This is a genomic window from Dethiosulfovibrio russensis (genome assembly GCF_021568855.1).
GTDB classification, from domain to species: domain Bacteria; phylum Synergistota; class Synergistia; order Synergistales; family Dethiosulfovibrionaceae; genus Dethiosulfovibrio; species Dethiosulfovibrio russensis.
This window is the reverse complement of record NZ_JAKGUG010000007.1, coordinates 58338-79683: the sequence shown is the minus strand read 5'-3', so window position 1 is coordinate 79683 and position 21346 is coordinate 58338. Positions and strand designations below refer to the sequence as shown.

The window sequence follows — 21346 nt, the reverse complement described above, 5'->3', positions numbered from 1 at the left end:
TTTTATAGTACTGAAGATTTATCGGGGGGTACGTCGAATGAAGGGATTTGTCACCATTCTTCCGGTGGTTTTGGTCATGGCTGCCGGATGGGGGCTGAAGAGGCTCGATAGAATGGACCAGAGGGGAGCGGACCAGATCAACTCGGTCCTGTTCTGGCTGATAATGCCTGCCATTTTGCTGGAGGCCGGGATGGACATAGACGTCTCGGTCTTTTCAGACTGGGGCTATATATCGGTGCTGTACGGCACCTTCGCGGTGGTGGTACTGTCGGTCTTCGCAGTGGTGTCCCGTTTGGGGTTGCCGAAAGAGAGGGCTGCCGTGTCCGTGCTGGGGGCTGTGAGGAGCAACGTCGTGTTCGTCGGGCTGCCTCTGGTATCGACTCTCATGGGAGATGTGGGAGTCAGCGCCCTGACGATCTATCTGTCCATAGGCATGATCTTCTACAACACCTTTCCCGTCGCCTGCGCTCAGATGGCGATGGAGGGCCGTTTTTCCCCGGCGTCGGTCAAGCAGGCCCTCGTCAAGGCCTTGCGAACCCCTCTCATCCTGGCGGGTTTCACCGGGATAATGCTGTCGGTCACGGGGATAAAAGAAACCTTTCCCCAATGGTTCTTCGAGGGGCTGGAGCTTCTGACCGATTGCGGCAGCGGTATGGCACTGCTGGTCATAGGGGCGTCGCTTCGTCTGGAGAAGCTGGCCGCCGGTCTGGCCCGTTCATGGGGCGATCTCTTGGTGAAGCTGGTGCTGTTTCCCGCAGCGATGTACGTCGGTTTCCATCTTCTGCCCCCCAGAGACCCGCTGTTGGCCAGGACCACCGTGCTGATAGCCTCTCTGTCTCCGGCCTTCAACACCTATATCCTGGCCAACGGCATGGGACTCGATTCGGACTACGCCGCCGAGTACGTGGCGACCGCGACTGTGGTGGGTATAGTCACCACGGCGGTGTGGATAGAGATACTGTTTTAGATCAACAGGTCCAGTTGGATATGACGTCGATGATGACCGAGTCGACGTCCTTCATTCCCTTGACGTTCAGGGCCACCGCGTTTTCGACCGTCTTGGCGATGTCGGAGGGGTCCACCACGCCCTGGGCGCCCTGAAGGTGGTTCCCTCCGAGGACGGTCATGGCTGCAAGATAGGCCTCGGCGGCTCCGGTTGACACCTTGAGGGCGCAGGTCTCCTTGGCTCCATCGCAGACCATCCCCACCAGGTTTCCCAGGACTATCTCCATAGCCTTTATAGATAGCTCCACCGATCCGCCAAGGAGCCTGACTATTCCCGAGGCCGCTCCCGCCCCGGCCGCTACGGCGCAGCCGCATACGGGGCTGAGTCGTCCCATCCGGCTCTTTATGTAGCTCGTGCTGAGGTGGCTGAAGGCTATGGCTTCCGCCGTTTCCCTCCTGCTCTTTCCGTGAAAGTCGGCTGCCACGTACACGGGGAGGATCGCGGTTATACCGTGGTTGCCGCTTCCGGCGCTGCTCATTACGGGGAGGGAGGCGCCGTCCATTCTGGCGTCGGCCGCCGCCGCCGCGTAGCTCCTTATCCTGGCAGCCAGGTCCCGGTCGAAGAGGTCTCCCGCCATGGATCTGACCGTACTTCCCAGGTTGAGCCCTACGTCGTGGCCGAGGCCGTAGTCGGCTATCTTAAGGTTCATGTCCACCCCGGCCATGACGGTATCCACGTCCTCGTCGTCCAGCTTTTCGGCCAGCTTCACCAGATCGGAGTAGTCCATCTCCGCCACCTGGGAGGATACGGAGCGGGCCTTCGAGGCGGAGGTGTTCCCTTTTTCCTCTTTGAATACCGTCTCTCCGTCTTTATCCACCGAGACTATACCGGTGTGGCTGTCCTCTATGACGCAGGTCGACTCGTGTCCCTCTCCGGATACGACCGCCCTGACGTAGACTCCGTGTCTGGCCATGTCGGCCTCCAGGGATACCCGATTTTCCGACACCATTGTCTTCGCCGATCGGATGTCCTCTTCGGTGAGGTCCTTCAACACCTCCAGGCCGTAGTCCGATCTGCCGCAGACGACCGCCAGAGCTGCCGCTATCACGTTACCCCTGAGACCTCCGGTTCCGGGGATCCCCACAGCCACCCCGTTCTTGAATATGCTGTCGCTGACCGTAACGGACACCGACTCCACCGGGGCTCCCAGGGCCTCGGTCGCCCGGGCCACGGCCAAGGCCACGGCTCCGGGCTCGGTACACCCTAATGCAGGCTTTACCTCTTGATGCAGAAACTCCTTGATAGTGAACATCTCTTCTTCCTCCCCGTAAGACTATGTTTTTTCTTTTCCACCCTAGTATAGACCGATCTAACGATTATCGCTCTCATTTTATTGTCGGTATCCAAATACAGGAAAATAATTGAATCCATTCTTTAGCTGTAACTGATGATATAATCCGGTTGAGCCCTTCGTCTACGGTCTGACTTGAGGAAAAACTGCCTAAAAACTGTCAATTACGGTTATGGACTATGGATCTCGAGTATCGCGAGGGATGGGCTAAAAGACAACTTACAGGAGGGATTTGACGATGAAACGCAGTGCTTTTTCGGTTTTGGCCCTGGCGGGGCTTCTGATGATCGCCACGGCGTCCGTGGCGATCGCCCAGGATACCCTTACGGTGGCTATGGCTCAGGACGCCAAGACGCTCGATCCTCACGGATCCAACGACCTGGCCTCCAACACCGTGATGAACCAGATCTATCAGAATCTTCTCATGCTCGATTCCGAGGGCAAGTTGGTTCCCCAGCTGGCGGAGAGCTACGAGCAGCTCGACGGCAAGACCTACCGGTTCAAGCTGAGAAAGGGTGTGCTGTTTCACAACGGCGAGGAGCTCAAGGCTTCCGACGTGGTCTATTCCTTCAGGAGGGCCATCTCTCCCAAGGGCTCGGCGGTCAGCACCTACGCGTCTGCCATAGACCCCGAGGGATTCGAGACCCCCGACGACTACACGGTGATCATACGCACCAAGGAGGAGAACACCCCCTTCGTAGCGTCCCTGTCCCACGTGGGATTCGGCTGCATCATAAACGAGAAGGCCACGGAGGAGGCCGGCGACGACTACGGCCAGCGTCCGGTGGGTACCGGTCCCTATCGTTTCGTCAGCTGGGCCAAGGGAGATCGGATCGTTCTGGAGAGGTTCGACAAGTTCTCCGGTCCCGCCCCTGTGGCGGAGACGATGGTGATTCGCCCCATAACCGAGGCCACCACCAGGACCATCGAGCTGGAGACCGGAGCGGTGGACATCGCCCTGGATATAACCCCCAATGACATGAAGAGGGTGGAGGAGAACGACGACCTCCGGCTTCTCCGCAAGGTCGGCAACATGACCAGCTACATCGGGATCAACACCGCCAAGGCTCCCTTCGACGATATCAGGGTTCGTAGGGCCATAAGCCTGGCGATAGACGCGGAGGGAATCTGCGACGTGGTCTTCCGGGGGGTCGGCAGTCTTCCCAAGAGCCCTATGTCTCCCGGAGTGATGTATTACGACGACGGTCAGAAGGCTCAGGGTTACGACGTGGAGGCGGCCAAGAAGCTTCTCGAGGAGGCCGGAGCCACTGGGATGAAGATACAGATCTGGACCAGCGACAGGAAGGACAGAGTCGACACCGCCACCTTCGCCCAGGCGATGCTCCTCGAGGTCGGAATAGAGGCTGAGATAAAGGTCCTCGAGTGGGGAGCTTTCCTGGAGGGACTCAAGGCGGGGCAGCACGATCTCTTCGTCCTGGGGTGGATCCCCTCGGTTCCCGATCCCTCGTTCGCGCTTGACGCCTGCTTCACCACCGGCTCGGTGTGGAACTTCTCCAGGGTTTCCGACCCCTCAATCGACGAACTGCTCAAGAAGGGCAAGACGATCCCCAACGGGGAGGAGCGTGCGTCGGTCTACGGCGAGCTTCAGTCCAAGATCAACGACTACCTTCCCTGGGTCTACACCCAGAACAACGAGTTCCTGATAGGAACGGGAAAATCGGTCAAGGATTTCGAGCCCTCGTCCAACGGGGTGCATCACCTCTACGAGGTCGCCTTCGAGGAGTAAATAGCTACGATTCGGGACCTGCCGGAGGCTCAGCCGTCGGCAGGTCCTCTTAGAGAGAGGGGTTAAAGGATGATCAAATACGTGGCGAGAAGGGTGTTGGCCCTGGTTCCCGTCCTTTTCGGGGTGGCCTTCATTGTTTTCACTTTGCTCTACACGACTCCGGGCGATCCGGCCAAGCTGGCCTTGGGACAGCAGGCCACGGACGAGGCTCTTCAGGAGTTCAGGGATCGTAACGGTCTGGACGATCCCTTTCTGGTGCAGTTCGGGCGGTATATATCGAACGCTGTGTTTCGGGGAGACATCGGCCGTTCCTACGTTACGAAGAGGCCGGTCAGCTCGGAGATAATGGATACCTTCAAGGTGACCCTCAGGCTGGCGGTGTTCTCCATGGCAATATCCATCGTGCTGGGCATTCCCTTCGGCATCATATCCGCTATAAAACAGTATTCCATTTTCGATTCGATCACGATGGTCCTGGCTCTGGTGGGCATCTCCATGCCGGTGTTCTGGCTGGGGCTGCTGCTGATACTGCTTTTCTCCGTCCATCTGGGATGGTTCCCCTCGTCCGGGATGGGCTCCTTCGCCGCCATGGTGCTGCCCTCTCTGTCCCTGTCGGCCCAGGGGGTGGCCATAATCACCAGGATGACCCGTTCCAGCATGCTCGAGGTGGTCCGCCAGGACTACATAAGGACCGCTCGGGCCAAGGGGCAGAAGGAGTCCCTGGTCATATGGCGTCACGCCCTCCCCAACGCCCTCATCCCTGTGGTCACGGTGATAGGCATACACTTCGGCTATCTGCTGGGTGGAGCGGTTCTTACCGAGTCGGTCTTCTCGATTCCCGGTGTGGGGCGGCTGATGGTGGAGGCCATAAAGATGAGAGACTACCCTATAGTCCAGGGGGGGGTCCTCTATATAGCCATAGCCTACAGTCTGGTCAATCTCCTGGTGGATCTCGTCTACGGCTGGATCGACCCCAGGATAAAGGCCCAGTATCGTTAGGAGGGACCGTCTATGAATTCGAGAAAAAAGGGCAAGGGCGGAGACGTCTTCCTCCGACTCAGGAGAAACAGGCTGGCCATGATAGGCCTGGCCATAGTGGTGATACTGATACTGGTGGCGGTTTTCGCCGATTTCATAGCTCCCTACGGCTACGCCAAGCAGAATATCCGTGAGACCCTTCAGTCTCCGTCCATGAAACACCTGTGCGGAACCGATCAGTTCGGCAGGGATATATTCAGCCGGATAATCTACGGAAGCCGTATCTCCCTGAAGGTGGGCTTCATAGCCGTCTCCATCGCCATGGTGACCGGCGGGCTGCTGGGGGCCGTCTCGGGATATTACGGCGGGAAGCTGGACAACCTGATAATGAGGGTGATGGACGTGCTTCTGTCGATCCCCCAGATACTCCTGGCCATCGCCATAGCGGCGTCTCTCGGCCCGGGCTTGTTCAACCTCATGATAGCGGTGGGAATATCGTCCATACCGGGCTACGCCAGGATAGTTCGAGGCTCGGTCCTCTCCATAAGAAACCAGGAGTTCGTAGAGGCCGCCAGGGCCATGGGGTCCGGGGATCTCAGGATAATACTGAGGCACATACTGCCCAACTGTATGGCCCCTGTAATAGTCCAAGCCACCCTGGGGGTAGCCTTCGCCATCCTCACCGCCGCTGGGCTGAGCTTCATAGGTCTGGGCATACAGCCTCCCTCCCCCGAGTGGGGCGCCATGCTTTCCGGAGGACGGGTCTATATAAGGGATCATTCCTACATGACCTTCTTTCCTGGTCTGGCTATCATGATAACCATATTGGCGCTCAATTTCCTGGGCGACGGCCTCCGGGACGCACTTGATCCTAAGCTGAAGAGGTAGGGGGAGATGGATATGAAGCAGGATCTTCTGCTCGACATAAAGGGGCTGACCGTCCGCTACCATACCGATAGCGGAGTGGTCCAGGCGGTCGATAAGCTCGATCTGAAGCTGGCTCCGGGCGAGTCGCTGGGCTTCGTGGGGGAGACCGGCGCCGGAAAGACCACCACGGCCCTGTCGGTGATGCAGCTGATACAGAGCCCTCCGGGGGAGATCGTGGAGGGGTCCATTTCCTTTCAGGGAAGGGATATGCTGTCTCTGAGCGAGTCGGAGAAGAGGATCGTCCGAGGCGGCAGGATAGCCATGATATTCCAGGATCCCATGACGTCTCTGAACCCGGTCATGCCGGTGGACCGTCAGATAATGGAGATGGTCCAACTTCACGGCGACATGGACGAGAAGAGGGCTCACGAAAGGGCCCTGGAGATGCTGGAGCTGGTCGGTATCCGTCCGGAGAGGGCGGGAGACTACCCCCATCAGTTTTCCGGTGGCATGAGGCAGAGGGTCGTAATAGCCATCGCCCTGGCCTGCGATCCGGCTCTTCTGATAGCCGACGAGCCCACCACGGCCCTGGACGTCACCATTCAGGCCCAGGTACTGGAGCTGATGAAGGACCTGAAGAGGAAGTTCAACACGGCCCTGATGCTGATAACCCACGACCTCGGCGTGGTCGCCGAGATCTGCGACAAGGTCGCCATAATGTACGCCGGGTCCGTGGTGGAGTACGGCGACACCGACTCCCTCTACGAACACAGGATGCATCCCTATACGGAGGGACTTTTCAACTCCATTCCGGACGTGGACGCCCCCCGTTCCCGGTTGCAGGTCATACAGGGACTTACCCCGGATCCTACCGACCTGCCCAGGGGATGCCGGTTCCACCCCCGTTGTCCCTACGCCCTGCCGTCCTGTTCGGAGGCTCGGCCGGAGATGGTGGAGTGGCGTCCCGGCCATTTCGTGGCCTGTCCCGTCCGTTGCGGCGGCCTGTCCTGAGGAGGTCTGACAGATGGTAAAAGAGAGAGAGGCCCTGATAGAGGTCGAGGGTCTGACCAAGTATTTCGATACCCCTCGGGGAAAGCTTCACGCGGTGGACGGACTGGGATTTTCCATAGCTTCGGGAGAGACCCTGGGATTGGTGGGAGAGTCGGGATGCGGCAAGTCCACCACGGGGAGGGTCCTGATAAGGCTTCTGGAGGCCACGGGAGGCGAGGTCCTGTATCGGGGGGAGGACGTGCTTTCCGCCGGAGGATCCAGGATGAAGGCCTTGAGAAGACAGATGCAGATAGTGTTTCAGGATCCCTATTCGTCGCTGAACCCTCGGATGACCGTGTCGGAGCTCATTGCCGAGCCCCTGGTGGTCAACGGAGCCGGGATGGGCGGCAGGGCCAGGAGGGCCAGGGTGTCCGAGCTGATGGACACCGTAGGTCTGGCGGAGAGGCTGACCGATTCCTATCCCCACGAGCTGGACGGAGGTAGACGTCAGAGGATAGGCATAGCCCGAGCCCTGGCGCTGGAGCCGGAGTTCATAGTTCTGGACGAGCCGGTGTCGGCGCTGGACGTGTGTATCCAGGCCCAGATACTGAACCTGTTGGACGATCTTCAGAGGGAGGCGGGATATACCTATCTGTTCATCTCTCACGATCTGTCGGTGGTCAAGCATGTGTCGGATCGCATAGCCGTCATGTATCTGGGCAAGATGGTGGAGCTCACCGACTCGGAGAGGGTTTTCTCCGATCCGCTTCACCCCTACACCAAAGCGCTGCTGTCGGCCATACCGATAGCCAAGAGGGGCGTCGAGAGAAACAGGATAATTCTGGAGGGAGACGTCCCCAGTCCGATCGATCCTCCCGAGGGCTGTCGCTTCGCTGGAAGGTGTCCCTACCGCAGGGACCTCTGCACCGAGGCGACCCCGGAGCTGAGGGAGATATCGCCGGGACATTCGGTGGCCTGTCATTTCGCTGGAGAGCTGGATATCGAGGAGGCGGCGTCTTGAGGGGGGATCTCCTTAACCGAGCGGTTGGGCTTAGCCCCTGGTTGGTGGAGCTCCGCAGGGATTTTCACCGTCATCCCGAGCTGGCCTTTCAGGAGTTCAGGACGTCCGCCAAGGTGGCCGAGGTGCTTAAGTCGCTGGACGTTCCCTTCGAGACCGGTATAGCCGAGACCGGTGTGGTGGCCAGGCTCGGAGGGGCCGGACCCTCGGTGGCTCTGAGGGCGGACATGGATGCCCTTCCCCTGACCGAGTGCGAAGGGCGGGAGTACCGTTCCACCGTGGATGGAGTGATGCACGGCTGCGGTCACGATGCCCACACCGCCATTCTCCTCGGGGTGGCCAGACTGCTGTCCGGGATGGAGCTTCCCGGTCCGATCGTCCTGATCTTCCAGCCCGCCGAGGAGGTCGCAGGAGGCGGGGCGGCGGTGGTCCGGTCCGGGGTTTTGGAGCGAAACGAGGTGAAGGCCGTCTTCGGCCTCCACGTCACAGTTCCCCTGGAGGTAGGGACCATAGGGGTGAACAGGGAAAGGTGCTGCGCCTCCGTGGACAACTTCCGGGCGGTGATCCGGGGAAAGAAGGCTCACGGAGCCTATCCCCATCTGGGAAGGGACGCCGTGGTGATGGCAGGTCAGGCGTTGGTACAGCTTCAGTCGCTGGTCTCCAGGGAGATCGATCCTCTGGAGGGTGCGGTGGTGACCGTCGGATCGGTCCACGGGGGAACGGCGCCCAACATAATAGCCGACGAGGTGGTCATGGAGGGAACGGTCCGTTCCTATCTTCCGGAGCAGAGAGGATATCTGACCGACCGGGTGAAGGAGATAACGACCTCCGTAGCCTCCGCCGGAGGAGGGTCGGCGGAGGTCGCGGTGAGGAGGGGGTCCCCCGCCGTGGTCAACGACCCCGCCATGGCGGAGATGGTGCTGTCCGTCGGGAGGGATTTTCTGGGGTTCGAGTCCGCCTCTTTTCTGGACCGCCCCACCATGGGAGGGGAGGATTTCTCCTATCTTTCCGAGGCCGTGCCTGGAGCCTTCTTCCGTCTCGGTTCGGGCAACGAAGAGAGGGGCATCGTACATCCCGCCCACACCTCCGATTTCGACGTGGACGAGGGGTGCCTGCCCGTGGGAGCCGCCATGATGGCGGAGCTGGCCCTGAGGTGGCACGAGGAAGGCCGGAGCCGTGGATAACGGTGCTTCAGGGCCGTTCTCCTGGTCCGTAGGGGTCCCTCTGGGCACCAACCGCCTGTATTTAAGAAAGGCCGCCGTATTTTCCGCGGTCCTCATGGCCTGCGTCGTCGGGGTGACCCTGGCGACACAGGCCTTTTTCGGATCGTCTCTCGAGGCGGAACATCTCGTGGCTGCGCTGGACCTGGGGATGAGGTCCGTTGGCCTGGTCGCCTTGTTGTGGGCTCTGGTGGTCTTCGGGGTCCTGAACAACAGGCTCCTGATGAGGTACAGGATAGGCCCGGAGGGGGTTCGTTGCGATACCGTCAGGATAAAAAGGGGCGACTGGCGATCCTCTCGTATGTCCTTCCGCCCTTTCGAGGCCCCCGATTCCTGTCGGGAGATACGGAGTTCGTCCAGGCTGATAAATTGGTCCGAACTGTCCTCCGCGAAGGGGCTGGAGGACATGAACACTGTGGTTTTGATAAGAGGCGGCTGGACCGTAGCCTATCTGTTCTGTCCCGACCGGGACACCTACCTCGAGGTGCTGGGGTACTCGAAAGGACACCTCTAAAAACGCCGGTCCTCGGAGAGGTCGTTCCGACGGAGCCCGTTCGAGCCCGTATTTCCGACCGGCCGTCGTGTAGTTCGGATGGGGCGACAGGACGTCGCCCCAAGCCGAGGGGGCACAGGACGTGCCCTCCGAGGCGGTCCGTACGAAACAGGCTGGTCGGAAATACGTTTGGGCGAGACAGGGCGGAGTTGGAACGACCTCTCCGAGGAGACTTTGACGTGATTTTAAAGATGTCTCAAGGAGTGTCCTGAAGTGTTAGAATCGTGGCATGACAGGGCTTCGAGAAGAAGCTTCAGAAAGGGGATCTTACCATGATAGGAGATCTGCTGGTCCGGGGCGGAACGGTCTGGACCGTTACGGACGGCGTAAAGGATAACTGTGACGTCCTGGTTTCGAAGGGGCGGATCGCTCGGGTCTCTCCGGACATAGACGTTCCCGAAGGGGCCGATGTGCTGGAGGCCCGGGGCAGAATAGTCACTCCCGGACTGATAGACTGCCACTGCCATCTTGGGCTGTGGGAGGAGGGATATCCGCCGGAGGAGGCGGGCGGCAACGAGAAGACCGACTCCCTCACCCCTCACCTTAGGGCCCTGGACGGCTTCGACCCGGAGGACACGTCCTTTCTGGACGCCAGAAGGGCGGGCATAACCACCGTACAGATCCTTCCGGGCAGCGCCAACGTGGTAGGAGGGGTCGGGTCGGTCCTGAAGACCTGGGGCAGCTACGCCGACGAGATGGTGAGGCTTCATCCGTCGGGGATGAAGGCCGCCTTCGGCGAGAACCCCAAGAATCTTCACAAAGACAGAGGCGGTATGCCCACTACAAGGATGGCTGTGGCTGCCATGCTCCGATCAGCACTGGTCGACGGGCTGAACTACGGCAGGAAGCTGGAGAAGGACCCCGATTCCCCGAGGGATCTCCGCCTCGAGGGACTGCTGTCGGTGCTTAGAAGAGAAATCCCTCTCAGGATCCACGCCCACAGGGCGGACGACATAATGTCCGCCGTCAGGGTGGCCGAGGAGTTCAATCTGGACTACTCTATAGAGCACTGCACCGAGGGGCACAAAGTGGCCTCTGTTCTCGGAAAGAAGAGGGTGATGGCGGCCTTCGGCCCCTTCATGATATTCAAGTCGAAGCTCGAGCTGAAGGACTGCGCCGCATCCAACGTGGTCTCACTTCACAGGGCGGGGGCCCACGTCTCCCTCATAACCGACTATCCCATGATTCCGGTCAGCTGCCTGATGGTACAGGCCGCACAGATCGTCAGGGAGGGGCTGTCCAGGGAGGAGGTCTTCCGTTTCGTGACGATGAATCCGGCGGAGCATCTCGGTCTGGCCGACGAGTTGGGATCCATAGAGGAGGGCAAGATAGGCGACCTCGTGATCTGGGACGGCGATCCCTTCGACGGAACCCGTTCTCCCGACGTAACCGTCATAGATGGAGAGGTCGTGTTCCGGAAAGATGGTCGATAATAGCAGATGCCGTCAGGCTGCCGTGGCTTCCTGGGTAGGCCTGACGGTTGACTGCGTCCTCACCATAGGCAAGATATCGGCCGGGATTCTGGGAAACAGCGCCGCCATGGTCGCCGACGGAGCCCACTCTCTTTCCGATGTGGTTACCGACGTCGTGGCCATCCTGGGCTTTCGGATGGTGGCGCAGCCGGCGGACTCGTCCCACCGCTACGGCCACGGTAAATTCGAGACCCTCTGTTCCGCTTTCGTAGGGGTGGCCCTGATAGGGGCCGGACTGGGGATTCTGTGGGGCGCCGGTTGCCGCATAGCCGAGGCCTTCGACGGAGTCATGCCGGAGGCCCCGGGCGAGATAGCCCTATGGGCGGCGGGGCTTTCCGTGATAGCGAAGGAGATACTGTATCGGTATACCGTGGCGGTAGCCCTTCGTCTGAACAGCCCGGCTCTGAAGGCCAACGCCTGGCACCACAGGTCCGATGCCCTGTCGTCCGTGGGAGCCTTCCTCGGAATAGGCGGAGCCATGGCCCTGGGAGGATGGGGAAGGCTTCTCGATCCCGTCGCAGGTGTTGCGGTTAGCCTGATAGTCGTCAAGGTGGGGCTCTCCATAGCCTACGACGCGATCAACGAACTGACCGAGGCCGCCCTTCCCGAGGATGTCTCCCGGGATATCGTGCTTTGCGGAGAGTCCGTCCCGGGGGTCAGAGACCTCCACCGCCTCAGGACCAGGAGGGTCGGTGCCGCCGTCGCCATGGATTTCCACCTGCTGGTGGATCCGGAAATAACGGTTCGAGAGGGCCACGACATCGCCACGGCGGTGGAGGACGCTATAAGAGAGAGGATGGGCCGGGACACGATGATATCGGTCCACGTGGAGCCCGACGACGGATAGGACCACCGACCGTCGTCCTACCTCTTGACCACGGAAACACGACACCTCTTTATGACGTGGTCCGGCAGGGCGGCAATCCTGGCGGCGTCGGCCTCGCTGACCACTATGTCCACGTTTTCGGGCCCCTCTGTCCTTAGGGGTTTTATCGTTATCGGACTGTCCGAGACCCTGGGTTGCCCCTTGGCCCAGTTCATGTTGCTCTGATAGTCGCAGAGCCCCGAGGCCAGAAAGCGCTCCATGTCCACCAGGTCGAATCCGTACACCTCCTTGCCCGACGGCGACAGTATCCTGAACGTCACGGAGGGGATCAAAGGCAGGTTTCGGCAGTCCAGCACCAGGCCGGTCCCTCCGCTTCTGACCTTGGGGCGGGGCTGAGGCTTGGGGACCTTCTTCTGTCTCTTCTCCTCCGCCGCCTTCTCCTGTATCACCGGCAGGGCGGCGGTCCGTATCTCCTTCAAAGGGAGCCTGCCCGTGACGGTGTATATCTCGCCGTCCCATTCCGAGTCGGTGACAGCAACGTTCTTTATAAACCCTGTCACTGAGGATACGACCCTGTCGTCGGCCATGAAGTTCTCCATGGTGGTCTCCGAACTTATCCTGACTCCTTTCACGAATTCGAGCAGGTTCCTCTGAAGGTCCACAACCGCGCCCCTCTTGGCGAGGAGCTTGCCCTGTGCCGACCCTTCCTTGCCGGTAGGTGCCACGGCCTGTCCGATGGCCTCCACGTAGTCTCCGCTCCAGTCAAGCGTCGCGTTTTGTCCCTGTTGAACTATCGGTTCCCGCGCCGCCGCAGACGAGGCTATGGTGGCTAGGACCATGGCGACCAGCATCATCTTTCTGATCATGACAGATACCTCCCTTTCCCTTATCGTTCTCGATTTTCTCCGATACCCCTCATTATAAGTGTAGACTCGTCTGAAGATAGAGGCAAGTATCTCTTCCTCCCTTGCCCTTTTTTCGCTCTGTGATATGCTGAAAGAAAACCGTTTTTTTTCACGGGAGGTGGTTTCATGGCCAGAACATGGGGACGTAGGTTTTCAGTTGTCCTGGTCGCCTTTATCCTCTCTCTGACGTGCACCTCTTTCGTCCATGCGGCCCTTCCCAAAAACGGGAGGGTCGCCGTGGTCTTAAGGGGAAAAGGAGATCTGGGTAAGGCCGATCTTACCGCGGCAGGAGCGGCGGTGATAAGGGAGCTGGTCCGCCGAGGATATCCCGTGGTGGACAAGGATCGTCTGGATGCCCTGGAGCGCAGCGAGGCGGCGAGACTGGCCCTGGAGGGAGACGTGGAGGCCATCATGGCCCTGGCGAGAAAGTACGGTGTCAGCTATTACGTCAGAGGTACTGCCGAGGGACACAAGCCTGTGGTGAACGAGTTCGGCCTGTACACCGGCACGGTGACCATATCCCTCCAGGCCTACAGGGCCAGGGACGGCAAGTATCTTTTCTCCGACAGCATAGTGGGAAAGGAGGTCGGCTATACCGCTCAGGAAGCGTCCTCCAAGGCCCTAATAGTTGCTTCCGGAAGGATGGCCGCCGCTCTAGGAGACGGAGAGCCCGTCACGGAGGTCAAGCCGGAGGTAAAGGGAAAAAGGTTCTCTCTGTTCGTATCGGGATTGGCCGGTCTGGTCGGAGCCGAGTCGTTCAGGCAGGATCTGGAAAAGATCCCCGGAGTGCTATCGGCCTCCCTGGGATCGGGAATCGGGACGGCGTCCTTCACGGTGGAGTACGCCGGAGACGTCGGATCTTTGGCGGACAGATTGGTATCGTCATTTCAAGGACTGGTGGTGGATTCCAAGACCCCCGGTTCCCTGAGGTTACATTTCGAGTGAGGAACAGGAGGGATTTCAATGAGAAGAATATCTGTCTTGGCTTTGGCCGTAGCGTTGTTTTTGTCCCTGGCAGTCTCGGCTTTTGGGGAGGTTCAGCTTTTCGTCACCAAGAACACCGTTAAACTGTACGATCCTGGGCTGGGAGAGCACTCGGTGTTGAACGATTTTTCCGTGGCGGGCTGGAAGACCCACAACGATCTGGCGGTAGTCTGGAGCGATAGGGAGGTTCTGGCCTACGACGTAAAGATCCATCAGTGGATACCGCTGGACGGCTTTTCCGCTACCTCCGCCCTCCTGACCGACGGTTTCGCGGTGGTCTGGCAGCCTGGAGGCGTCGCCGTATTCGACTCGTCCAAGCCAGGCTGGGTGGTCGGTCCGCCAACCCAGAACGCCATCAGGACCGCCCTTTTGTCGAGAAAGATGGCCTTGGCCATGACGAGCAACGAGTTCATGGTCTACGACTCGGTGCTGGGCAACTGGCAGACCGCCGCCATGGACAACGCCGAGGCCGTCTTCGACGGAACTCTCGGCGACAACCTGGCTGTATGCTGGGATTCGCAGGAGGTCTGCGTCTACGACATGACCATGCACCGTTGGGACGTCCGTCCGATCCAGGGGGTTCAGGCCGCAGTCGTCCTGGATAGGGAGGTTCGGGTCGTGACGGCCTATAAGATCCATACCTACGATGCCATGAAACATCGTTGGTTCGAGAGGGATCGCTAGGGCATGGGCTTTTTCGTCCGTCTCGCTGCGGTAGCCGTCACGGTCGGATTGTTCGAAACTGCTGCCTTTTCCGCCCCTATGACGGTGGCGATAGGGGATTTCAACGCCAGGGGAGCCAGCTACTCCGTAGGTCAGTCGGTGGTGGAGATGCTCTATTCCAGGCTGGCCGGTAACAGGGCCTTTCGATTGGTTGAGAGGGGCCAGCTGGATCAGGTGGCCAGACAGCAGAAAATCGCCATGTCCGGAATGGTGAGCCAGGAGAGCACGGTCGAGATCGGACGGATAGTCGGGGCCAAGTACTACGTGCAGGGGGCAGTGAGTCACTTCGGGGTGCTCACCATATTGACGGCCAGGCTGATGGACGTCGAACGCCGCACTGTCGTGGCGGCCTATCAATCCATGACCGACGAGGGAGAAAAGGGCGTGACCCTGGCGGTTCGCACCCTCGCAGCCGACGTGTTGTCCTCCCTTACGGGACCGGCCCCTACCGGAAGCGCCATGGACGACTACAGGAGCTATCTGTACGAGGCGATGGCTTTCTATAACCAGGGGGACTACGGTCGGTCCATAAGGTACTGGGACAAGATGGTGGAAATGAGTCCCAAGAATCCGACGCTGCGTTTTATAGTGGCGGCGATGTACTACAGCCGCGAGAGATTTAGAGACGCTGAACTGTCGGCGAAGGAGGCGGTGGTTTTCGATCCCGGTTTCGCCGAGGCCTGGCTGTTGGCGGGGAAGAGCCTCTTCATGAGGGGGAAGGACTACGAGGCCACCGATTATCTGGAGAAGGCGGTAGAGCTCCGGCCGGAGTTGGCCGAACCCTATTTTCTAATAGGTCAGGCATACAAGAACAGAGGCCGCCTGGAGGACGCGATGGAGTATTTTTCCATCGCCATAGGCAAAGACCCCGGTTATCAGGGGGCCTACGTCGCCATGGGGCAGATGTTGCTCGAGGCTGCCCAGCTGGACCTGGCCCGCAAGGTCCTGGCCAGGGCGGTGGAGCTGGACGGCACCGATCCGGGGGCCCGTTTTCTACTGGGAACTACCATGGCTCTGGATGGAGACGATAAAGGGGCCCGGGGCCAGTTGGAGACCCTGAGGGTTCTGGACCGAAGGTTGGCTGAAAAGTTGGAGGAACTCTTGAGATGAGTGGATATGGAGAGGGGAGATCGTTATGAAGAGGACGTTTTCGGTGATTTTGGCTCTGTTGTCGGCGTTGTTCATAGTAAGCTGCGCCTTCGGCTGAAGCGAAGGAGGAGGCTCCTCCGGTGGAGGAGAGGGTGGATCCTCCCGCTCGTCCGTCGCTACCAAGAGAGTTATGGCTGCGGCGGTGCAGTATCTCAAGGACGGCGACTGTGGTCGTTTTATGGCGGTCGCGAAGAGGGATCTGGACGGTATGGACGAGGCCGAGAAGGGCGGCGTGATGTACCTCATGTGTCGTTGTTACTTCAAGGACGGCGACTACGATAAGGGCAAGGCCGTCATAATGGATATATTAAAGACCCGTTACGATGCGGTGACGGATCTGTTAGGAGACAGGGAGAAGGTCCGCACCCTGGCGGCCGCCCTTTTCGCCGGAGAGGCAGGCAAGAGGGGAAAGGCCGAGGACGTTAAGGAGGTTCAGGCGGCTGTGGAGAAGGACTCTACACTGGATCGTCTGTTGGTGAGAGATTCCGAGGGAACCCTGGTCAGCAGGACCAAGCTTTCCTATGTTCTTAAATTTCACGAGGCTCAGGCCTACAAGAACAGCGACAGGGCCGAACAGGCACTGTCCATACTCAAGGAACTTTCGTTCTCCTCTGGGAAGATCATGGTCGACGGAAAGATAGAGGGTCTCAGAGAGGCGGTGGAGAATATGACCGCCGAGATCACCGCCACCGCAATGATCTGGTTTAAGAGGCTTTTTGCCTAGTGAGATGGAGATCCGCGGCGGCGGCCCTTATCGCAGCCGCCGCCATATCGTCTCCCGTCTTTGCCGAATTCGCCATGGCGGTGGCGGATTTCGACACGAACGGGGTCCCATTACACCTAGGAGCCGCCGTCAGCGACATAGTGAGAAACGAGCTTTCCACCGTTCCGGAGATAACCCTGGTGGTGGTGGATCGAAACCACATCGTCAAGGCGGCGGGGGAACAGAGGATAGGTATGTCCGGCCTGGTGGACCCGGAAACGGCGGCGAAGGTAGGCAGGATCGTCGGTGCCAGGTACGTCCTGGTCGGGTCGGTCAACTCGCTGGGAGGGGAAATATCGCTGGATTCCAGGTTGGTGGACGTCGAGTCCGGCGAGGTAATAGAGAGCTTTTCAGCCTCCTCCGATACCGGCCAGGAGGGCCTGCCCGAGGCGGCCTCCTATCTGGCCGAGGACGTAAAGATCGCCCTGACCGGATCCTGATCGATAAACCCCTATTTTAGAGGGAGGTGTTTTTTAATGAAAAGGTGCCTTTTACTCTTGATCTTGTTCGCCCTGATTTTAGTGGTTGCCCCGGCCCTCGATGCGGTTACCATAACCACATCCGGTGGGAGCGGTGCCTCCGTCAGCCGTCCAGCCACTGGAGGTGGCGTCACCGCTCCCAATGCGTCCGCTAATGGTACGAATGGTCCCGCACTGCTGGATCTTCCGGCGGCGGAGAAGAACCGCCTGGCCGATGCAGCCGAGTTGGCCAGGCTCACCGGTCTCCAGGCCAAGGATGCCCTTAACAAGCTCGTCGATCTCGAGGGACGGGACGTTTCGGGAGCGGAGATTCGAGCCAAACTCATCTACGCCCAGGAGTGTATGGAGTCCATGGAGAAGGCGGGCAAGAAGCTGGAGGATTCGGCTAAGCTCGTCATGATGACCTGGGAGGGCCGCTTCGGGCCGGAGGATCGTCTGGCCGCCATGGAGGAGTTTCTGGGAGCGATGCCCGCCCTGGCATGGCAGGGCGTTACTCCTCAGGACGTCGTGAACCAGGAATTGGGAAAAATAGGCAGAGGAATGGAGCAGGCCTTCAGCGACGCTATGGGTAAGCTTCAGGCTGGAGGTCGGGCCATAAGCGACTTCGCCTCTAAGGTAGGAGGGGCTATCAAGAGCGGCGTCGGCAAGGTCACCGGAGCCGTCGGCTACGCCCATCATCGGATAGGTAACGTGGTGGGGCAGAAGAACTGGGCCACTATAATGGCCGGGACCAAGTTCACCGCTACGATCGTAGGAGTCGGAGTAGGTCTAGTTGTGGCCGCTCCTGCGACAACTGCCGGAGCTCTCGGTGCTGTGGCCATCTACACGGTAGGAAACGTAGGAGCGGCGGTCTCCTTCGCCAACGATATGGCGACGATAAACGGCGGCTCCGGAGCGTCGGGACTCGATCAGGGACTGACCAGGATAAACCAGGGGACTGCCGTCATAGGCATAGTTACCTCCGGGAGCGGTCCCGAGGTCGTGGTGAACGTCATAGGCGTCACGGGCAACGAGATTATCGGGACAACCGATATAGGTCATATGACCCCTGAGGAACTCGCCGGTTATCTGGATGAAGACAAGAGAAAGGATTTCCTAGAACATCTAGGCGCCAAGCCGACCTATCACGAGCCCACCGATACAGGAGGGGGCGGCGGTGAAGGCGGAGGTAGCGGCGGCGGTGGTGGAGATTGCGGTTGTCACTGACCTTTATAGAGCGGGAGGATTTAATATCCTCCCGCTTGTCTTTTGACTGGACGGATATCCATGCTTTTTTACGCGGGTATCTTCCCTTGCGGATATTCGGGTATTCAGGTATTCTTTTTCCGAAATAGTGGGAGGAGATGGGATGAGCGGCATCTTTCAGGTTTCGGAGGCGGTCTCCCTTGCCCTTCATGGGATGGGGATCCTCGCTCTGGCGGGAAAGCGCATGAGGGTAAGGGAGATGGCCGAGGCGGTCGAGGCGTCCGAAGCCCATATGGCAAAGGTTTTTCAGAGGCTGGTGAGAGCCGGTTTGGTTGAGTCTGTTCGAGGTCCCGCCGGAGGGTTCGAGCTGTTGAAGAAACCTTCGGAAATACCGCTATACGCCGTCTATCGTGCCATAGAGGGGGATCTAAGGCCTAAAAGTTGCGTTTTGGGGCTCAGCAGATGTCCATTCAGGGAATGTATGTTCGGGGACTTCCCCGACAGGGTCTACGAGGAATTCACCGATCACCTGAAATCCAGGAGCCTGGGGGACCTGGTTGGATTTGAAGACGAAACGTCCGGGAGGGGTTGGATAGATGGAAGCCAAGATAATGCGCAGGATAATAACCATAGACAAGGATAAGTGCGACGGCTGCGGGCTTTGCGTCGAGGCTTGCCACGAGGGAGCCATAAGGATGATCGACGGCAAGGCCGAACTGGTCAGCGAGAGCTACTGCGACGGCCTGGGAGACTGCATAGGCGAGTGTCCCAGAGGGGCGATTACCTTCGAGGAGCGTGAGGCCTCTCCCTACGACGAGGAGGCCGTCAAGAAGAACATGGCCTCGGCCTGTTCCTCCGGGTGCCCGGGGACAATGGCTCGATCCATGGGGGGAGATGCCGCCGATCGAAAAGAGCCCCCTCTCGGAAAACCGGAGGGAGCGGTAAAGAGAGAATCGGCCTTACGAAACTGGCCGGTGCAGCTAAGTCTCATACCGGAGAACGCGCCCTATCTGTCGGGTTCCCATCTGGTTATAGCCGCCGACTGTAGCGCTATGGCCCATCCCGACTTTCACCGTTCCTTCCTGGGTGACGGAAAGGTGTGCCTCATGGGCTGTCCCAAGCTGGACGACGCCGGGGCGTACAGGGACAAGCTCGCCAGGATCATGGCGGCCCATAGTCCCAAGGCCGTGACGGTTATCCACATGGAGGTTCCATGTTGCGGCGGCATGGTGAGGCTGGTCGAGTCGGCCATAGAGGAGGCCAAGGCGGACCTGGACTACACAAGGGTCAAGATCGCCATAGAGGGAGGAGAGCTGGAGCGGGAGAGCACCCGCTACAGATTCTCCAGTTGACGGAAGGAGGAGATCTCTATGTCTTACGAAAGCTACGGAGGAGATAAAGGTCCTTTTCGCATGGAAGATCTGGTGAAGGTTCAGGACGGTTCGGTGGTGAGCCGAACCGTGATAGATAGACCGGAGGGGACCGTGACGGCCTTCGCTTTCGACGGAGGGCAGGCTCTCAGCGAGCACTCCGCTCCCTACGATGCCTTGGTCCAGATGATCCAGGGAGCGATGGAGATAAAGGTCGGAGGCGTTCCCCACAGTGTGAAGGCAGGGGAATGGCTTATGATGCCGGCCGACGTTCCCCACTCGGTGGAAGCGATGGAGCCGTCGATAATGGTGTTGACGATGGTCAGAGGATGAAGCGATTCTCCTTAAAGGATTTCTTGACATACGGTTCCCATAGGGTATAATCTCGGATCGTACAATCGAACTCTTATCGAGAGAGGCGGAGGGACTGGCCCGATGAAGCCCGGCAACCTGCCCGTAAGGGTGTGAGGTGCCAACACCAGCGACCGACAGGTCGAGTGATAAGAGGAAGGACACCTAAGGATTAAGGCGGGACCCTTCCTCTACGGACGGGTCCCGTTTTTTTCGGCCCGGAATACTATACCCTGTGGAGGTATCATTGCATGAGCGAAAAACTTTTAATCTCTTCCGAGTCAGTCACCGAAGGCCATCCCGACAAGGTGGCGGACCAGATATCCGATGGAATACTGGACGCCATCCTTTCGGAGGATCCCATGGGGAGGGTTGCCTGCGAGACCCTTGTGACCACCGGCCTGGTCCAGGTGGCAGGAGAGATAACCACCAGCACCTACGTGGACATTCCCAGGATAGCCAGGGAGATAGTCAAGGAGATAGGCTATACCAGGGCCAAGTACGGTTTCGACGGCGAGACCTGCGCGGTTTTGACCGCCATAGACGAACAGTCCGCCGATATAGCCATGGGAGTGGACAGGGCCCTGGAGCTCCGCGAGGGAGACATGACGGAGGAGCAGATCAATGGCATAGGAGCCGGAGATCAGGGCATGATGATAGGCTACGCCACCGACGAGACCGACGAGTTCCTGCCCATGCCCTTCGCCTTGGCTCAGAGGCTCTCCAGAAGGCTCTCCAAGGTAAGGAAGGACGGTTCCGTCGAATACCTTCGTCCCGACGGCAAGACCCAGGTCACACTGGAATACGATGGGGACAGGGCGGTGAGGGTGGATACCGTCGTTGTGTCGGCCCAGCATAGCCCGGACGTCTCCCTCAGGGATATCCGTGAGGACCTCACCGAGAAGGTCATAGATCCGATCCTTCCGAAGGAACTCCTCAAGGGAGACCTGCGGATTCTGGTCAACCCGACGGGACGTTTCGTCAAGGGCGGCCCCATGGCCGATTCGGGACTGACTGGACGTAAGATCATCGTGGATACCTACGGCGGCATGGTCCCCCACGGCGGAGGGGCTTTCTCCGGAAAGGACCCGACCAAGGTGGACCGTTCCGGAGCCTACATGGCTAGGTACGCTGCCAAGAACGTCGTGGCGGCCGGTCTGGCCTCCAAGTGTCAGATACAGGTTGCCTACGCCATAGGGGTGGCCCACCCCGTGTCGGTTTTCGTGGAGACCTTCGGTACCGGAAAGGTCTCGAACGATCTCCTGGTGTCGTTGGTCCGAAAGTATTTCGACTTCCGTCCCGCCGCCATGATAAGGGACCTGGAGCTCAGAAAGCCTCAGTACCGTCGCCTGGCCGCCTACGGCCATATGGGGCGTATCGATCTTACCCCCGTTCCCGCCTGGGAGAGACTGGATCGGGCGGCGGCCCTCAAGGCCGAAGCCGGGTTTTGACTTTAACGTAATAGCCGT

The 21346-nt window shown here is 59.4% G+C and carries 22 protein-coding genes and 1 riboswitch; of the genes, 20 read left to right on the top strand and 2 right to left on the bottom strand.

The features are described 5' to 3' along the window. Nucleotides 1-37 precede the first annotated feature (37 nt). The gene (locus L2W48_RS09075; RefSeq protein ID WP_236099880.1) at nucleotides 38-967 is read left to right on the top strand and encodes an AEC family transporter; all 930 of its coding nucleotides are present in this window, start codon (nucleotides 38-40) and stop codon (nucleotides 965-967) included. Nucleotide 968: 1 nt separating this feature from the next. Here L2W48_RS09075 and L2W48_RS09070 read toward each other — a convergent pair whose 3' ends face one another. After that, complete coding sequence (locus L2W48_RS09070; protein ID WP_236099879.1) at nucleotides 969-2258, bottom strand: L-cysteine desulfidase family protein; 1290 nt, start codon at nucleotides 2256-2258, stop codon at nucleotides 969-971. A gap of 277 nt (nucleotides 2259-2535) precedes the next feature. On the opposite strand from L2W48_RS09070, the gene L2W48_RS09065 reads away from it, so the two are divergent. The 9 genes from L2W48_RS09065 to L2W48_RS09025 all read left to right on the top strand — a co-directional run bounded on the left by L2W48_RS09065 (nucleotide 2536) and on the right by L2W48_RS09025 (nucleotide 11989). Further along, nucleotides 2536-4044, top strand: a complete 1509-nt coding sequence (locus L2W48_RS09065) for an ABC transporter substrate-binding protein (RefSeq protein WP_236099878.1) — start codon at nucleotides 2536-2538, stop codon at nucleotides 4042-4044. A 69-nt stretch (nucleotides 4045-4113) separates the two neighbouring features. Further along, complete coding sequence (gene nikB, locus L2W48_RS09060) at nucleotides 4114-5043, top strand: nickel ABC transporter permease (RefSeq protein ID WP_236099877.1); 930 nt, start codon at nucleotides 4114-4116, stop codon at nucleotides 5041-5043. A 12-nt stretch (nucleotides 5044-5055) separates the two neighbouring features. Continuing rightward, nucleotides 5056-5910, top strand: coding sequence for an ABC transporter permease (locus tag L2W48_RS09055; protein ID WP_236099876.1), 855 nt, complete (start codon nucleotides 5056-5058; stop codon nucleotides 5908-5910). Nucleotides 5911-5922: 12 nt separating this feature from the next. Then, nucleotides 5923-6900, top strand: a complete 978-nt coding sequence (locus L2W48_RS09050; protein ID WP_236099875.1) for an ABC transporter ATP-binding protein — start codon at nucleotides 5923-5925, stop codon at nucleotides 6898-6900. Nucleotides 6901-6913: 13 nt separating this feature from the next. Further along, on the top strand, nucleotides 6914-7900 hold the full coding sequence (locus L2W48_RS09045) for an ABC transporter ATP-binding protein (RefSeq protein ID WP_236099874.1): 987 nt from the start codon (nucleotides 6914-6916) through the stop codon (nucleotides 7898-7900). After that, nucleotides 7897-9081, top strand: coding sequence for a M20 metallopeptidase family protein (locus L2W48_RS09040; protein WP_236099873.1), 1185 nt, complete (start codon nucleotides 7897-7899; stop codon nucleotides 9079-9081). The genes L2W48_RS09045 and L2W48_RS09040 overlap by 4 nt, the downstream gene beginning before the upstream one ends. Next, nucleotides 9074-9631 (top strand): hypothetical protein, encoded by a 558-nt coding sequence (locus L2W48_RS09035; RefSeq protein ID WP_236099872.1) that lies wholly within the window; start codon nucleotides 9074-9076, stop codon nucleotides 9629-9631. The genes L2W48_RS09040 and L2W48_RS09035 overlap by 8 nt, the downstream gene beginning before the upstream one ends. Nucleotides 9632-9942: 311 nt before the next feature. Continuing rightward, nucleotides 9943-11103 carry an amidohydrolase gene (locus tag L2W48_RS09030; RefSeq protein ID WP_236099871.1) on the top strand — a complete coding sequence of 387 codons (1161 nt, stop codon included), beginning with the start codon at nucleotides 9943-9945 and terminating at the stop codon, nucleotides 11101-11103. After that, nucleotides 11069-11989 carry a cation diffusion facilitator family transporter gene (locus L2W48_RS09025; RefSeq protein WP_236116540.1) on the top strand — a complete coding sequence of 307 codons (921 nt, stop codon included), beginning with the start codon at nucleotides 11069-11071 and terminating at the stop codon, nucleotides 11987-11989. The genes L2W48_RS09030 and L2W48_RS09025 overlap by 35 nt, the downstream gene beginning before the upstream one ends. A 17-nt stretch (nucleotides 11990-12006) precedes the next feature. Here the strand turns inward: L2W48_RS09025 and L2W48_RS09020 are convergent, their stop codons facing one another. Further along, on the bottom strand, nucleotides 12007-12834 hold the full coding sequence (locus L2W48_RS09020; RefSeq protein ID WP_236099869.1) for a TP0624 family protein: 828 nt from the start codon (nucleotides 12832-12834) through the stop codon (nucleotides 12007-12009). Between the two features lie 165 nt (nucleotides 12835-12999). On the opposite strand from L2W48_RS09020, the gene L2W48_RS09015 reads away from it, so the two are divergent. From L2W48_RS09015 to metK, 10 genes are all read left to right on the top strand, one after another. Beyond that, nucleotides 13000-13818, top strand: coding sequence for a hypothetical protein (locus tag L2W48_RS09015; protein ID WP_236099868.1), 819 nt, complete (start codon nucleotides 13000-13002; stop codon nucleotides 13816-13818). An 18-nt stretch (nucleotides 13819-13836) separates the two neighbouring features. Continuing rightward, nucleotides 13837-14541, top strand: a complete 705-nt coding sequence (locus tag L2W48_RS09010) for a hypothetical protein (RefSeq protein ID WP_236099867.1) — start codon at nucleotides 13837-13839, stop codon at nucleotides 14539-14541. A 3-nt stretch (nucleotides 14542-14544) separates the two neighbouring features. After that, complete coding sequence (locus tag L2W48_RS09005) at nucleotides 14545-15690, top strand: tetratricopeptide repeat protein (protein ID WP_236099866.1); 1146 nt, start codon at nucleotides 14545-14547, stop codon at nucleotides 15688-15690. A gap of 169 nt (nucleotides 15691-15859) precedes the next feature. Continuing rightward, nucleotides 15860-16453: a hypothetical protein gene (locus L2W48_RS09000; RefSeq protein ID WP_236099865.1), complete on the top strand. Its 594-nt coding sequence runs from the start codon at nucleotides 15860-15862 to the stop codon at nucleotides 16451-16453. Next, nucleotides 16453-16932, top strand: a complete 480-nt coding sequence (locus tag L2W48_RS08995) for a CsgG/HfaB family protein (protein ID WP_236099864.1) — start codon at nucleotides 16453-16455, stop codon at nucleotides 16930-16932. Before L2W48_RS09000 ends, L2W48_RS08995 begins: the two co-directional genes overlap by 1 nt. A 36-nt stretch (nucleotides 16933-16968) precedes the next feature. After that, nucleotides 16969-18177, top strand: coding sequence for a hypothetical protein (locus tag L2W48_RS08990; RefSeq protein ID WP_236099863.1), 1209 nt, complete (start codon nucleotides 16969-16971; stop codon nucleotides 18175-18177). Between the two features lie 142 nt (nucleotides 18178-18319). Continuing rightward, entirely contained in the window at nucleotides 18320-18799 is a 480-nt protein-coding gene (locus L2W48_RS08985) for an RrF2 family transcriptional regulator (protein ID WP_236099862.1), read from the top strand. Beyond that, on the top strand, nucleotides 18753-19508 hold the full coding sequence (locus L2W48_RS08980; protein WP_236099861.1) for an ATP-binding protein: 756 nt from the start codon (nucleotides 18753-18755) through the stop codon (nucleotides 19506-19508). Before L2W48_RS08985 ends, L2W48_RS08980 begins: the two co-directional genes overlap by 47 nt. Before the next feature lie 18 nt (nucleotides 19509-19526). Next, nucleotides 19527-19859 carry a cupin domain-containing protein gene (locus L2W48_RS08975; RefSeq protein ID WP_005660407.1) on the top strand — a complete coding sequence of 111 codons (333 nt, stop codon included), beginning with the start codon at nucleotides 19527-19529 and terminating at the stop codon, nucleotides 19857-19859. A 70-nt stretch (nucleotides 19860-19929) separates the two neighbouring features. After that, a riboswitch (SAM riboswitch) is annotated at nucleotides 19930-20033 on the top strand. 95 nt (nucleotides 20034-20128) lie between these two features. Then, a complete protein-coding gene (gene metK / locus L2W48_RS08970) occupies nucleotides 20129-21328 on the top strand; it encodes a methionine adenosyltransferase (protein WP_236099860.1) in 1200 nt (399 codons plus the stop codon). Nucleotides 21329-21346: the final 18 nt, after the last annotated feature.

Excerpts from the sequence above, each read along its gene's own strand:
- nikB (WP_236099877.1), top strand. The coding sequence starts at position 4,114 with ATGATCAAATACGTGGCGAGAAGGGTGTTGGCCCTGGTTCCCGTCCTT.
- L2W48_RS09065 (WP_236099878.1), top strand. The coding sequence starts at position 2,536 with ATGAAACGCAGTGCTTTTTCGGTTTTGGCCCTGGCGGGGCTTCTGATG.
- L2W48_RS09025 (WP_236116540.1), top strand. The coding sequence starts at position 11,069 with ATGGAGAGGTCGTGTTCCGGAAAGATGGTCGATAATAGCAGATGCCGT.
- L2W48_RS09050 (WP_236099875.1), top strand. The coding sequence starts at position 5,923 with ATGAAGCAGGATCTTCTGCTCGACATAAAGGGGCTGACCGTCCGCTAC.
- L2W48_RS09075 (WP_236099880.1), top strand. The coding sequence starts at position 38 with ATGAAGGGATTTGTCACCATTCTTCCGGTGGTTTTGGTCATGGCTGCC.
- L2W48_RS09070 (WP_236099879.1), bottom strand. The coding sequence starts at position 2,258 with ATGTTCACTATCAAGGAGTTTCTGCATCAAGAGGTAAAGCCTGCATTA.
- L2W48_RS09000 (WP_236099865.1), top strand. The coding sequence starts at position 15,860 with ATGGCTGCGGCGGTGCAGTATCTCAAGGACGGCGACTGTGGTCGTTTT.
- L2W48_RS08980 (WP_236099861.1), top strand. The coding sequence starts at position 18,753 with ATGGAAGCCAAGATAATGCGCAGGATAATAACCATAGACAAGGATAAG.
- metK (WP_236099860.1), top strand. The coding sequence starts at position 20,129 with ATGAGCGAAAAACTTTTAATCTCTTCCGAGTCAGTCACCGAAGGCCAT.
- L2W48_RS09005 (WP_236099866.1), top strand. The coding sequence starts at position 14,545 with ATGGGCTTTTTCGTCCGTCTCGCTGCGGTAGCCGTCACGGTCGGATTG.
- L2W48_RS09020 (WP_236099869.1), bottom strand. The coding sequence starts at position 12,834 with ATGATCAGAAAGATGATGCTGGTCGCCATGGTCCTAGCCACCATAGCC.
- L2W48_RS08985 (WP_236099862.1), top strand. The coding sequence starts at position 18,320 with ATGAGCGGCATCTTTCAGGTTTCGGAGGCGGTCTCCCTTGCCCTTCAT.
- L2W48_RS09030 (WP_236099871.1), top strand. The coding sequence starts at position 9,943 with ATGATAGGAGATCTGCTGGTCCGGGGCGGAACGGTCTGGACCGTTACG.
- L2W48_RS08975 (WP_005660407.1), top strand. The coding sequence starts at position 19,527 with ATGTCTTACGAAAGCTACGGAGGAGATAAAGGTCCTTTTCGCATGGAA.
- L2W48_RS09045 (WP_236099874.1), top strand. The coding sequence starts at position 6,914 with ATGGTAAAAGAGAGAGAGGCCCTGATAGAGGTCGAGGGTCTGACCAAG.
- L2W48_RS09010 (WP_236099867.1), top strand. The coding sequence starts at position 13,837 with ATGAGAAGAATATCTGTCTTGGCTTTGGCCGTAGCGTTGTTTTTGTCC.
- L2W48_RS09055 (WP_236099876.1), top strand. The coding sequence starts at position 5,056 with ATGAATTCGAGAAAAAAGGGCAAGGGCGGAGACGTCTTCCTCCGACTC.
- L2W48_RS08990 (WP_236099863.1), top strand. The coding sequence starts at position 16,969 with ATGAAAAGGTGCCTTTTACTCTTGATCTTGTTCGCCCTGATTTTAGTG.
- L2W48_RS09015 (WP_236099868.1), top strand. The coding sequence starts at position 13,000 with ATGGCCAGAACATGGGGACGTAGGTTTTCAGTTGTCCTGGTCGCCTTT.